At 68.7% G+C, this 12,282-nt stretch carries 14 protein-coding genes; 12 read left to right on the forward strand and 2 right to left on the reverse strand.

Annotated elements, in window-relative coordinates; translation table 11 throughout:
• The first annotated feature begins 93 nt into the window (after positions 1–93).
• From A3CU_RS48425 to A3CU_RS0136075, 10 genes are all read left to right on the forward strand, one after another.
• On the forward strand, positions 94–453 hold the full coding sequence (locus tag A3CU_RS48425) for a hypothetical protein (protein WP_043843706.1): 360 nt from the start codon (positions 94–96) through the stop codon (positions 451–453).
• A complete protein-coding gene (locus A3CU_RS50300; RefSeq protein ID WP_052372749.1) occupies positions 453–1,850 on the forward strand; it encodes a putative T7SS-secreted protein in 1,398 nt (465 codons plus the stop codon). The genes A3CU_RS48425 and A3CU_RS50300 overlap by 1 nt, the downstream gene beginning before the upstream one ends.
• A 21-nt stretch (positions 1,851–1,871) precedes the next feature.
• Positions 1,872–2,363, forward strand: coding sequence for a hypothetical protein (locus tag A3CU_RS0136040; protein ID WP_027946314.1), 492 nt, complete (start codon positions 1,872–1,874; stop codon positions 2,361–2,363).
• Positions 2,360–2,836 carry a YbaB/EbfC family nucleoid-associated protein gene (locus A3CU_RS0136045; RefSeq protein ID WP_027946315.1) on the forward strand — a complete coding sequence of 159 codons (477 nt, stop codon included), beginning with the start codon at positions 2,360–2,362 and terminating at the stop codon, positions 2,834–2,836. Before A3CU_RS0136040 ends, A3CU_RS0136045 begins: the two co-directional genes overlap by 4 nt.
• A 129-nt stretch (positions 2,837–2,965) precedes the next feature.
• Positions 2,966–3,478, forward strand: coding sequence for a WXG100 family type VII secretion target (locus tag A3CU_RS48440; protein WP_052372751.1), 513 nt, complete (start codon positions 2,966–2,968; stop codon positions 3,476–3,478).
• A gap of 3 nt (positions 3,479–3,481) precedes the next feature.
• Positions 3,482–4,837 (forward strand): putative T7SS-secreted protein, encoded by a 1,356-nt coding sequence (locus A3CU_RS50305; RefSeq protein ID WP_027946316.1) that lies wholly within the window; start codon positions 3,482–3,484, stop codon positions 4,835–4,837.
• Between the two features lie 64 nt (positions 4,838–4,901).
• A complete protein-coding gene (locus A3CU_RS0136060) occupies positions 4,902–5,507 on the forward strand; it encodes a hypothetical protein (protein WP_342668951.1) in 606 nt (201 codons plus the stop codon).
• Complete coding sequence (locus A3CU_RS48450; RefSeq protein ID WP_043843710.1) at positions 5,504–6,082, forward strand: YbaB/EbfC family nucleoid-associated protein; 579 nt, start codon at positions 5,504–5,506, stop codon at positions 6,080–6,082. The genes A3CU_RS0136060 and A3CU_RS48450 overlap by 4 nt, the downstream gene beginning before the upstream one ends.
• Positions 6,079–6,795, forward strand: a complete 717-nt coding sequence (locus A3CU_RS0136070; RefSeq protein WP_027946318.1) for a hypothetical protein — start codon at positions 6,079–6,081, stop codon at positions 6,793–6,795. The genes A3CU_RS48450 and A3CU_RS0136070 overlap by 4 nt, the downstream gene beginning before the upstream one ends.
• 12 nt (positions 6,796–6,807) lie before the next feature.
• Positions 6,808–7,134: a DUF4333 domain-containing protein gene (locus A3CU_RS0136075; RefSeq protein WP_084144131.1), complete on the forward strand. Its 327-nt coding sequence runs from the start codon at positions 6,808–6,810 to the stop codon at positions 7,132–7,134.
• Here the strand turns inward: A3CU_RS0136075 and A3CU_RS0136080 are convergent, their stop codons facing one another.
• Positions 7,135–7,911, reverse strand: a complete 777-nt coding sequence (locus A3CU_RS0136080; protein WP_027946320.1) for an IclR family transcriptional regulator — start codon at positions 7,909–7,911, stop codon at positions 7,135–7,137.
• A gap of 96 nt (positions 7,912–8,007) precedes the next feature.
• Here A3CU_RS0136080 and aceB point away from each other — a divergent pair, with 96 nt between their 5' ends.
• Together aceB and A3CU_RS0136090 are read left to right on the forward strand one after the other, a co-directional pair.
• Positions 8,008–9,582 (forward strand): malate synthase A, encoded by a 1,575-nt coding sequence (gene aceB / locus A3CU_RS0136085; RefSeq protein WP_027946321.1) that lies wholly within the window; start codon positions 8,008–8,010, stop codon positions 9,580–9,582.
• 7 nt (positions 9,583–9,589) lie between these two features.
• Positions 9,590–10,786 (forward strand): DUF6986 family protein, encoded by a 1,197-nt coding sequence (locus tag A3CU_RS0136090; protein ID WP_027946322.1) that lies wholly within the window; start codon positions 9,590–9,592, stop codon positions 10,784–10,786.
• On the opposite strand, the gene A3CU_RS0136095 is transcribed toward A3CU_RS0136090, so the two are convergent.
• Positions 10,774–12,222 carry a PucR family transcriptional regulator gene (locus tag A3CU_RS0136095; RefSeq protein WP_027946323.1) on the reverse strand — a complete coding sequence of 483 codons (1,449 nt, stop codon included), beginning with the start codon at positions 12,220–12,222 and terminating at the stop codon, positions 10,774–10,776. The two genes, A3CU_RS0136090 and A3CU_RS0136095, sit on opposite strands and share 13 nt — an antisense overlap.
• Between the last annotated feature and the right edge of the window lie 60 nt (positions 12,223–12,282).

Below are 12,282 nucleotides of genomic sequence, written 5' to 3' on the forward strand. Positions count from 1 at the left end.
GTGACCGGAACATCCCGATTCTGTCACGAATTGACATTCGTCCAGATCTGGATAAAATCGTCCGTCCGAGTGAGTCGATCTTGGGGGTTTTGTATGACCGCGGGGTTCGGTGCGGTCCCGGACGAGCTACGCGAGACAGCCGGCCGGATTGCCGATGTGGCAGGTGGCGCCATCGGGATGGCCTGGAACGGCCCAAGCGGCGACTACGGGCATGCCGGGGTGCAGGCAGGCTGGGCGCAGTTCGTTGAGGACATCAAGGCGCAGGTCGAGCAACTGCTGGAAAAGGCAAACGGACACGGCGACGACCTCAAGGCCGCCGCCGTGAAGTATCTGGAGTCCGAGCAGTCGGCCGGCAGCGTGCTGAGCGGGCTCGGCGAGATGGTCGATTCCCTGGCGCCCGCCGGTATCGCGGGCGGCGCCATCTCGAGCGTTCTCGACGGGAAGCAGGGCTGATGGCTGAACTGGGGGAAACAACCAACCCGAAAGACCTCATTCCCGGTGAACCGGGCGCGATCACGAACGACCTTCGCGGCCTGCTCGGCAACATCAAGGGCCTGCACGGGATCGGCGGAGATCTCGGTCGGATCGACCCGGTGCAGTGGGTCGGGGAGGCCAGTTCGGCCTTCCGGGACAAGTTCAGCGCCGAGCCGCCCAAGTGGCTGAACGCGGCCGAGTTGATCGGCGAGAGCGGCAAGTACCTGGCCGATTACGGGGATGTGCTCACCTGGGCGCAGGGCCAGGCCCAGCGCGCGATCGAGATGTACACGCAGGCGCAGGCGGCCAGTCGGGCCGCCGCCGCAAAGTACGACGTGCAGGCGCAGGCGGCGCAGGCCGCGGGGCAGATGATCGCGCCGTTCGCCGATCCTGCCCAGGGCGCCATGCAGAACGCGCAGGGCATCCTGTCCCAGGCCCGCCAGGCGCTGGAACAGGCCGGCGGTGCCGTGGCGTACGCCTTCGGGCTCGAGCCGGATGGCGAGGGCAAATACTCGAAGACCCTCGGTGAGCGGGAGTTCGGCGCCGACAACCGGCAGAAGCAGCGGCGTTGGGATCCGGCAACGGGGCAGTGGGTCGAAGAAGACCCCGGTGGCTGGCAGCGCAACCGGTTCGGCAAGAGCTACTCGAAAGAGTTCGGCAACCAGGCGGATGGCCTGCTCGGCAGCGGCATCGGCGACCTGCTCAAGGGACTGGGCATCGACGTCCCAGAGAAGACCTGGAAGGCCTCGGCCGACGTCGCCCTGCTGGAAGGCTCGATCGAAGGCAAGTTCGACTCGGGACTGGTCTCGGGCAGCGGCAAGCTCGAGGGTGGGGTGCTGGGCGCGGGTGCGAGCGCGGAGGCCACTGCGAGCTGGCTGGGCGTGAGCGGAAAGGCTGAGGCCGAGGCCTACCTGGCCAAGGGCAGCGCGGAGGGCGAACTCAAGTTCGGTGATCATGCCGGGGTCTCCGGCAAGGGCGAGGCCTTTGTCGGCGCCAAGGCCGAGGCTGAGGGCAACATCGGCTGGACCGGCGCCGAAGGGAGCGCGTCGGCGTTCGCCGGGGCCAGGGCCGAAGGTGAGGCCAGTGCCGAGGTGGCCGGGGTGGGCGCCGGTGTGACCGGTGAGGCATGGGCCGGTGCCGGTGCCGAGGCCAGCGGCCAGTTCGGCATGGGCAACGACGGCAAGTTCCACGTCGGCGGATCGGTGGGCGTGGCGCTCGGTGTTGGTGGCAAGGTCGGTTTCGACGTCTCTGTCGACCCGGGCGAGGTCGTCTCTACAGTTACAGATACGGCCAAAGAGGTCGGCAATGTCGCCTCGGATGTCGGCCATGGCATCGCCTCTGGCGCCAAGAGCGTCGGCCACTTCCTTGGCTTCTAGTAACGGATTCGGAGAGATAGCGTGGTAGCCACCATCCCGGTGCCGATCCAGTTCTCGCTGCCTGAAGGCTGGCGGTCGGTGCCCCCGGATCAGGCCGGCGCGCCGGGGGCCGCGTTCGTGGCCTTGCATCCTCCGGCCAGCCAGGGCTTCACGGCCAACATCACGATCAGTGGTGAGCTGCACGCCGACGACGTGCCGTTGACGCAGATCGCCGACGACGCCGTGGACCGGCTGCGCGCCGGGGCCCGTGAGGTGCAACTCGGCCGGCGCTCCGAGGTCGGTTCGCCGGCGAGCCCGGGCCTGACCCAGGCGGTCCGCCTGTCGGTCCTGATCAACGGGGCGCCGGCCGAGATCGTGCAGTTCCAGGTCTTCCTGGCCATGCGAGACACCCGTGACCCGCGCCGGCGGGCCGTGCTGCACGTCGTCCTGAGTTCGCTGCCCGAGCAGTTCGCCGGAGTCATCGACGATTTCCAGAAGTTCATCGAGACCATTCGACCCGAGGTACAGCAGTGAGTGAGACGGCCGATCAGTTGTTGCGCCGGATCGAAGCGATCGACACCGTCGCCGCGGACAACCGCCAGCGGGCCGAGACCTACCAGCGCATGACCGAGGAGCTGCAGGCCGTCGAGGCGAGCGCCACCTCGCCCGACGAGGTGGTGACCGTGGTCGCCGGCCCTGGTGGTGCGATCACGTCGATCACCTTCACCGACCGGGTGCGCACCGTCTCACCCGAGGCGCTGTCGGCCACCGTCATGCACACCCTGGCCGCGGCCCGGGCCAACGCGGCGCAGGCACAGGCCGAGGTGGTGCGCCGCGGCCTCGGCGACACCGAGCTGCTGGACCGGGTGCTCGACTCCGACGAGCGGATCTTCGGCGATCAGCGGCCCCGCGACCCCGGCCCCGCGCCGGCACCCACCACCCGCAGCCGACACGCCCGCAGGAACGAAGACGAGTTCTTCGAGGACTTCAACGTGTTCCGGCGCTGATTGATCCGGCGAGGACCGCAGTCGCTCACGGTTCGCAGCAGGCCCTTGACAAAACGTGCTCGTCTCAGAACAATCTTGCCCGAAATGACCGGCTGAGGGGCCGGCGGGGGAGCCGTCGAGGGGGACCGCGTGACGGACGGGTTTCGTGCTGTCTTTGACGATCTACATCGGACCGCCAACCAGATCGGGGAGGCCGTTCAGGCCGTCGCCGAATTGCCGTGGCAGGGCCCGAGCGGGGACTTCGGGCACCGCGGTGTGCAGGTGGGCTGGACGCAGTTCCTCGAGGACGCGAGCGCGGAGATCGAGAAGCTGCTCGAAAAGGCGGGCGAGCACAGCGACGGGCTTCGCGCCGCGGCCGGGCTTTACCAGGAGTCCGACGACGAGGGCGGTTTCGTTCTCGGCAATATCGGCGACCTGCTCGACCCGGGCGACGGAACGGTCGGCGGCGGTTTCACCGGCGGGATCAAGGATGTCGTTGACAAGGCAACCGGAAACTCGGCCGGAATCGCCGGCTTCATGAGCCCTCAACGGGCCGCGCAACTCTTCCCGGACGGCGGCATCGCGAGCCGGCTCGACCCCGATTTCCCCGACGCCGGCCAGGTGGGGCGGGAACTGCGAGAAGGCCGGGACGGGGCGCTTTAGGAGATGGCCGCCGAGCTGGGGGAGACGACCAACCCCAATGAGCTGATTCCTGGTGAGCCGGAACTGATCGTGAACAACCTGCGCCGGCTGGTCGCCAACATCGACGGAATCGGTGCCGCAGGCGACGGTCTGCGAGGGATCGACCCCACACAGTGGACCGGCGATGGCGCGGACGCGTTCCGGGAGTTGTTCGGTGAGGAACCGCCCAAGTGGTTCCAGGCGGTCGAGGTACTCAGCCGGGGCGGAAAGTCGCTTGCCGACTACGGCGACGTGCTCATCTGGGCGCAGGCCGAGGCACAGCGCGCCATCGAGATGCATACCCAGGCGGAGGCGGCGTCCCGGGCCGCTGCCGCGCAGTACAAGGCGCAAGCCCGGGTCCCCGGGCAATTCCTGTCGCCGTTCCAGGATCCAGGGAAGGCGCTCGCGCAGGACGCGCAGGCGGTCCTGGACAACGCGCGCGAGCGACTGGCGGCGGTCGGCGACCTCGCGGCGCGGGCGTTCGGCTTCAAACCCGACGGTGAAGGCGGCTATTCGAAGAAACTCGGTGACGACAAGGAGTTCGGCGCCGACAAGCGGGAGAACGACGAGGGCGGCTGGCAGACCGCCCCGGGCGGCAAGAGCTACCAGCGCGAATGGGGCACCGGCCAGTCCGAGGGGATGCTCACCGACACGGTCGGCGAGACGCTCAAGGCCCTCGGATTCGATCTACACGAGCAGACGTGGTCAGCCTCGGCCGGCGTGGACGTGGCCAGCGGCGGCCTCGAGGGAAGGTTCGAGTCCGGGCCGTGGTCGGGATCCGGCAAGGTCGAGGCTTCGGTTTTCGGAGCCGGCGCACAAGCCAGCGCGACCGTGAATGATCTCGGCATAACTGGAGCCGCGAGTGCCGAGGCATATGTGGTGAAGGACACCGCCGAGGGCAGCGTGAAACTTGGCGGTCACGCCGAAGTTTCGGGGAAGGCCGAAGCCACCGTCGGTGGGGAGGTCCACGCCAAGGGCAGCATCGGCGCGGGCGGTGCGCAGGGCAGCATAGGGGGCTTTGCCGGCGGGAAGGTCGAAACCGACCTCGGCGCCGAGGTTGCCGGTGTCAACGTCGGTTTGCACGCCGAAGCGCAGGTAGGTTTCGGGGCCGAGGCGAGTGGTCAGTTCGGAATGGGCGACGACGGCAAGTTCCACATCGGCGCCTCGCTCGGCCTCTCGGTCGGCATTGGCGGCAAGCTCGGTTTCGACATCGCGATCGATCCGGGGGAGGTCGTGAATACCGTGAAGGACGTCGTGCACGATGTCGGGGAGATCGCTTCCGACGTCGGACATGAGCTGACGAACGTCGCCGAGGCGGTCGGCGACTTCCTCGGCTTGTGAACAGACACGGAGAGTTGTTCAAACACGAGAAGAGCCTGCTTGGTGACACAGCACAACGCTGCACGTGGGCGGGGAGGCGGGCGGCTATCGTGGCCAACCGGCGGCCGACGATGAGAAGTCACGGCCTGTCTGTCCGAACACGTTGGTGAATAAACACCTGACCGAGGAGAGAGAACACGTGGTAGCCACCATTCCGGTGCCGATCGAGTTCTCGCTGCCCGAGGGGTGGCGATCGGTACCGCCCGACGCGGTCAACGCGGAAGAAGTGGCGTTCGTCGCGTTGCGGCCGCCCTCGCTCAAGGGATTCACGCCCAACATCACGATCACCGGGGAGCTTCAGGACCGCGGCGTGCCGCTGAGCCAACTGGCGGATGAGGCGCTCGAAAGGCTGCGCCGGGGTGCCCCCGATGCGCAGCTCGGGCGACGCAACGAAGTCGGATCGGCCGACAACCCCGGACTCACCCAGGCGGTGCGAATGTCGCTGCTGCTCGACGACAAACCGGAGCAACTGGTGCAGCTCCAGGTGTTTCTCGGCATGCGGGACATCCGTGACGAAAGCCGGTACGCGGTTCTGCAGATCGTGCTGAGCGCTCTGGCTGAGCAATTCAGCCAGGTTGTCGGCGACTTCCAGAACTTCCTGTCGACCATCCGACCCGAAGGGGCACGATGAGCGAGTACGCCGAGCACCTGCTCCAGCGCATCGAGGCGCTCGACACCGCGGCCGCGGACAACCGCCTGCGCGCCGAAACCTTTCAGGAGATGGCCGGCGAGCTGAAGGACGTCGAGGGCCGGGCCACCTCGCCCGACGGGCTGGTGACCGTGGTCGCCATGCCCGGTGGGGAGGTCAGGACGGTCACCTTCGATGACCGGATCGGTTCGCTGGCGCCGTCCTCGCTATCGGCCCTCGTCGTGCACACGATCGCCCAGGCACAGGCGGAAGCGGCGCGGACGCAGGCGGAGGTGGTGCGGCGTGGCCTCGGGGACACCGAGCTGCTGGACCGGGTGCTCGACGCCGACGAGCGGATCTTCGGCGACCAGCGCCCGCGCGACCCCGGCCCGGCTCCGGTCGCCGTCCGCCGTCAGGAACCCGCACGAGATGACGAGTTCTTCGAGGAGTTCGACGTGCTCGACGAGCGCCCGAACGACTCGGGCCCGGCTCCGGTCGCCGTCCGCCGCCAGGAACCCGCACGGGAGAACGAGTTCTTCGAGGAGTTCGACGTGCTCGACGACAGGACGGGTCGATGAGTACCGGAGCGATCATCGCGCTGGCCGGCGGCGGGACTCTCCTGGTGGCCGCCGGCTTGATCTGGATGGTCCTCTGGCTCCGCCGGTCATATCTCGCCGAGGAGAAGGTCTCGCTCGCACGGCTCCACGAGGAGCTGCCGAAGCGAGGCTGGACCTTCGCGGAGCGCGACGACTCGATCCTCGAGTTTTGCAACCGGCAATACCGGGACTACTACCGGCCCAATCCGTTTCAGCCGTTCGTCGGGCCGCCGAAGGTAAAAGCCGCACGCAACGTGATCACTGGAATCCACCGGGGGAGGCCGTTTCTCGCCGCGGTGCTGGACTCCTACTTCCGTGGGGAACACGCGGCGCTCCGGTGCATCTGGGTCCGCACGCCCGCGATCCGTCCGGGGCTGAGCGTGCACCGGGCTCCTGCACTGGCGAGCACGGTGAACACCGCCCTGGGCTGGACCATTCGCTCCGGCGATCCGGAATTAGACCGGAAGTTCCAGATCAGCGCCGACGACGAGGCTTTTGCGGCGATAGTGCTCAACCCCGCGTTGACTCGGTTCTTGCTGGCCGACGAGCGGGAGTTCCGGGGATTCCAGCTTGTCGGTGACCAATTCGACGTCATGGACCCCATTAATGATCACCGTGATCCCGCGGAGCTGATCCCGGCCTTGGATCTGCGCTGTGACATCCTCGACCGAATTCCATCCAACGCCTGGGCTTAGGAGATTTTCCCCATGTTCTCCATTGTTCGGACTATTGTGGCGGCGGTCTTCATCGGCGCCGCTCTCACCGGATGCACGGTGAAGGTGGGCACCACTGATCCGATCGTCGACAAGACCAATCTGGAACAGAGTATTTCTGACCAGTTGCAGAAGAGCTATGGGCAGCGGCCGGACGCGATCGAATGCCCGGGATCGATCAAGGCGGCACCCGGGCAGAGCGCTCGTTGCGTCCTCAGCGATGGAGCGGCGAAGTACGGTCTCACCGTCACCATCACGTCGTACGACAAGGGGAAGACCTCCTACAACGTGCAGGTCGACGACCACCCGATGGCCGGGTGATCACGCGCTGAGGTCGGCCTCGGCGAGGTGGGTGGACAGCGTGGCGGCGACCCGCTGGACGACCGGGGCGATGCGGCCGACCGCCTCCTTGGTGAGCCGGCCTTCCGGTCCGGAGACCGAGACGGCCGCCGGTGCCGGGGTGTTGGTCAGTGGCACCGCGACACAGCGGACGCCGAGTTCCTGCTCGCTTTCGTCGACGGCGTAACCCTGTTTGGCGACCTTGGCCAGGTGCCGTAGCAGCGCTTCCGCGTCGGTGTAGGTGTGTTCGGTGTACGCGGGCATGCCGGTCCTCATCAGCAGGCCGCGCACCTCATCGGAGGGGAGTTGCGACAGGATCGCCTTGCCCACTCCGGTGCCGTGCGGCAGCACGCGGCGGCCCACCTCGGTGAACATGCGCATCGAGTGCTTCGACGGCACCTGCGCGACATAGACGACCTCGTCCCGCTCCAGCACCGCGAGGTTGGCGGTTTCGCCGACCTTGTCGACCAGTTCGGCCAGCAACGGTCGCGCCCACGCGCCGAACTGCATGGTCGCGTTCTCGCCCAGCCGGATGAGCCGGGCGCCGAGTGCGTAGCGCCGGTTCGTGTTCTGCCGCACGTAACCCAGGGCCACCAGGGTGCGGATCAGCCGGTGAATGGTGGGCATCGGCAGGCCCGAACCGGTCGCCAGTTCGGACAGGCTCGCTTCGCCACCGGTGTCGGCGAGCAATTCCAGAAGTTCGAAGGCTCGCCGGAGTGACTGGACACTCCCGTCGCGACCACCCTTCTCGTCAGCCACCCAGGTCAACTCCTCGCGTTGAGCTTCCGCTATGCAGAAACTATAGTCCGAGATGTAAAACCGTACGGACGTCTTTCCAGAACACAGGAGTGTCGCATGTCTGAAGTCCAGGTGGTCGGCGGCTCGACGGAGCGCGGCGACGAAATCCTGACGAAGGGGGCCCTGGAGTTCCTGGCCGGCCTGCACGACAACTTCGCGGCGCGCCGTGACGAGCTTCTCCTGGCTCGTGGCAAGCGCCGCGAGGAGGCCAAACGTACCGGTCGGCTGGACTTCCTGCCGGAGACCAAGCAGGTCCGCGAGTCCGAGTGGCGGGTCGCCGAGGCGCCGGCCGCGCTGCGCGACCGCCGGGTCGAGATCACCGGCCCCACCGAACGCAAGATGACCATCAACGCGCTCAACTCCGGCGCGAAGGTGTGGCTGGCCGACTTCGAGGACGCCAACACGCCGCACTGGGCCAACGTCGTCGGCGGTCAGGTCAACCTGCACGACGCGATCCGTGGCACCATCGCGCTCGACTCGAACGGCAAGCACTACGCGCTGCGCGACGACATCGACCGGGCGACCATCGTGGTCCGCCCGCGTGGCTGGCATCTGGACGAGCGCAACCTCACCTTCGGCGGCCGTAAGGGAGTGGGCGCCCTCGTCGACTTCGGCCTCTACTTCTTCCACAATGCCCGTGAGCTGCTCCAGCGCGGCTCGGGCCCGTACTTCTACCTGCCCAAGATGGAAAGCCACCTCGAGGCGCGGCTGTGGAACGACGTGTTCACCTACGCCGAAAAGACGCTCGGCATCGAGCACGGCACCATCCGCGCGACCGTGCTGATCGAGACCATCCCGGCCGCCTTCGAGATGGAGGAGATCCTCTACGAGCTGCGCGAACACGCCTCGGGCCTGAACGCCGGCCGGTGGGACTACCTGTTCAGCATCATCAAGTATTTCCGGGACGCGGGCGAGAAATTCGTCCTGCCCGACCGCAACAGCGTCACCATGACGGCTCCGTTCATGCGCGCCTACACCGAGCTGCTGGTGCGCACCTGCCACAAGCGCGGCGCGTTCGCGATCGGCGGGATGGCGGCGTTCATCCCCAGCAAGGACCCCGAGATCAACGAGCAGGCGTTCGCGAAGGTCCACGACGACAAGGCGCGTGAGGCCGGGGACGGGTTCGACGGGTCCTGGGTCGCGCACCCCGGCATGGTGGCGTTGTGCCGCGAGGAGTTCGACAAGGTGCTCGGTGACCGGCCGAACCAGCTCGAGCGCACCCGCGACGAGGTGAGCGTGACCGCCGAGGAGTTGCTCAACATCGCCGCCACCGAGGGCCAGGCGACCGAGGCGGGTCTGCGTAGCGCGGTCGACGTCGGCGTCCGGTACCTGGCCTCCTGGCTCGGTGGCAACGGCGCGGCGGCGATCCACAACCTGATGGAGGACGCCGCGACCGCCGAGATCTCGCGGTCCCAGGTCTGGCAGTGGGTCCGCAACGGCGTCGAGCTGTCGAACGGCGTCAAGGTCACCGAGGAGCTGGTGCGCACCGTGCTCGCCGAGGTGCGCAAGGAACTGGACGGCGTGGTCCCCGCCGACCTGCTCGGCCCGGCGGTCGAGCTGTTCGAGGAGGTCGCGCTCGCCGACGAGTTCCCCGACTTCCTGACTCTTCCGGCCTACGAGCGGATTTCCTGATTGCGCCATGTCCGGCCGGCTCACCGAGGAAACCTATGCGAGCGCTGACGCGCGACTGTCCGAAGTAGACGCGCGGGTGGCGGCGCGCTATCCGGGTGAGCCGGCCGGCCGGCAACCGGTGCACACGGTTTATGTTCCGGCGCACCGGTTTTCCGCCGACCTCGTCACGAGGTGGGGAGAGCAGGCCGGCCGGGTCTTCGCCGACCACGGCGAGCGGCTCGGCCTCCCCGGCGAGATCGCCGAGCGGGTGCGCCGCAAACTCGGCGTCGAACCGATCGAGGACCTGCGCATCGACTTCGAGGACGGCTACGGCGACCCCGGCGACGAGGCCGAGGACGCCGCCGCGCTGGCCTGCGCCAAGGCGCTCTCCGGCTCGTCGGCCCCGCTGCCCCCGTTCACCGGTATCCGGTTCAAGAGCTTCGAGCGGCTCACCCGGCGGCGCGGGATCCGCACCCTGGACGTGTTCCTGGACGGGCTGGGCGGCGAACTGCCGCCCGGTTTCGTGGTGACGCTGCCGAAGGTGACGGCGGTCGAGCAGGTCGCCGTCGCGGCGGAGGTGCTCGCTCGTCTTGAAGATGCCTATGCCTTACCCGTGGGCGCCCTGCGGTTCGAGGTGCAGATCGAAACGTCCCAGTCCATCGTGGGCACAGACGGCGCGCTGGCGGCGGCCCGGATCATCCGGGCCGCCGGCGGCCGGTGCGCCGGGCTGCATTTCGGCACCTACGACTACACGGCCGGGCTGGGTATCGCCGCCGCGTACCAGAGCATGGAGCACCCCGCGGCCGACTTCGCGAAGGCGGTCATGCAGGTCGCTGCCGCCGGGACCGGGGTGCGCCTGTCGGACGGTTCGACGAACCGCCTCCCGGTCGGCGACGACCTGCAGGCGGCCTGGCGCGAGCATCTCCGGCTGGTCCGCCGGTCCCTGGAGCGCGGCTTCTACCAGGGCTGGGACCTGCACCCCCACCAGTTGCCCACCCGCTTCGCCGCCACCTACGCCTTCTTCCGGGACGGCGTCGACTCGGCGGCCAAACGAATCCGCGACTACGCCGAGCAGACCGAAAGCGGGGTGCTCGACGAGCCCGCGACCGCCCAAGCGCTCGCGGTGTTCCTCCTGCGTGGCCTCGATTGCGGCGCCCTCGACGAGGACGAGCTGCCCCTGGACCGCCCCCGGTTGCACGCCTACGCCCGCCGTCAGACCGTGTGAAGCGCGAGGTAGACGTCCACCTGCGTCGGGAAGTCGGTGAGATCGAGTCCGAGCACCGCGGAGGCGCGAGTTATGCGGTAGCGCAAGGTGTTGACGTGGACGTGCAGAGCCTTGGCCGCCGCTGTGGGGGACCCCGAGTGTTCGAGGAAGACCCGTACGGTCCGGACGAGATCGGTGCCCTGCGCCGCGTCGTAGGCCAGCAGCGGGCCGAGGACGCGGTCCCGGACCGTGCGGCGCAGCTCGTCCGGCGCGCCCGCGACCAGGAGCCGGTGCACGGCGACGTCCGCGGCGGCGACCACGCCGATCCGATCGCCTCGCCGGGCCGCGACCTCGGCCGCGTGGCGCGCTTCCTGGCTCGCGCCGTGCAGCCCGTCGACCGTCACCGGGCCGCCGATGCCGACGAAGACCCGGGAAAACCCGGCCACACCGGCCAAAGTGGACAAGACGTTCGCCGCCTCGGACGGCCACTCCCGCGGCCAGTTCCCGGTGTCTTCGACCACCGCGTACGCCTCGTCGCCTTCCTCGGCCAGCATCGCGTTCGAATCGCCCAGCACCTCGCCGAGTAGCTCCCTGGCGAGGTCGCCGTCGTCGGGGGTGCGCGCGAGCAGCACTCGGACGGGCACACGTAGCCCGGTCGCGGCGAACGCTTCGGCGGGATCCCCACCGCCACCGGCGAGTAGCCGGAACAGCGGCTGGGCGACCCGGTCGCCGATCCGCCGGACCTGTTCGGCGCGGGCCCGGACCAGGCCGGCCAGCCCGGCCAGTTCCTCGGCGAGCCCCGGCGACCACGAGCCCGCCCGCACCACCAGCCGCCATGGCACCCGGAACCGGCCGCGGACCGGCAGGATCGCGTAGGCGCTCGTGTCGGTCCGTCCGGTGCGGCGGTCCGGCACGAACCCGGGCGGCGCGCCCGGTTCGGTGCCGGCGACGACCCGGTCACCCGACAGCACCCAGCACGGCGCGCCGAGTTCGAGCGCACCCTGCCGCAGCAGCTCGGCCAGCGACGTTCCCTCGGCCGCCTCGAGCAGTCGCCGGTGCGCGCCGTCGGGCGCGCTGTCCCGGCCGGCCGCCAGCGCCAGCACCACGCGTTCGGTGATCACCGCGAACGACAGGTCGGCCGGCACCTCCAGCAGGGGGATCCGGTGACGCATGCAGGCCTGGATCACGTCGTCGGGAAGGCCGCCGGTGTCCGCGCCGGACGCGGCGAGCGCCGCCACCCCGGCCCGAGCCAGCGCGCCCACGAACCGCTCGGCGTCCCCCGGCTCCCGCCACCACAGCAGGCCGCTGAGCACCAACTCGCCCGCGGAGACGTAGCGGCTCGGATCGGGCAGTTCGGTGACGTAGATCCGGCTGACTTCGCGCCCGGTCAACCCGGAGCCGGTGCGCAGCCGCAACCCGAGCTCCGGAATCGCCAGGACGCTTTGAACTGTTGTCATCTTTTTCAAAGAACGGGTGCAGGTAGCCAGGCCGTGTCATCCGTTGTCGGCTGCCGGTCG

Origin of the sequence: Amycolatopsis taiwanensis DSM 45107, assembly GCF_000519205.1 — a bacterium.
GTDB classification, from domain to species: domain Bacteria; phylum Actinomycetota; class Actinomycetes; order Mycobacteriales; family Pseudonocardiaceae; genus Amycolatopsis_E; species Amycolatopsis_E taiwanensis.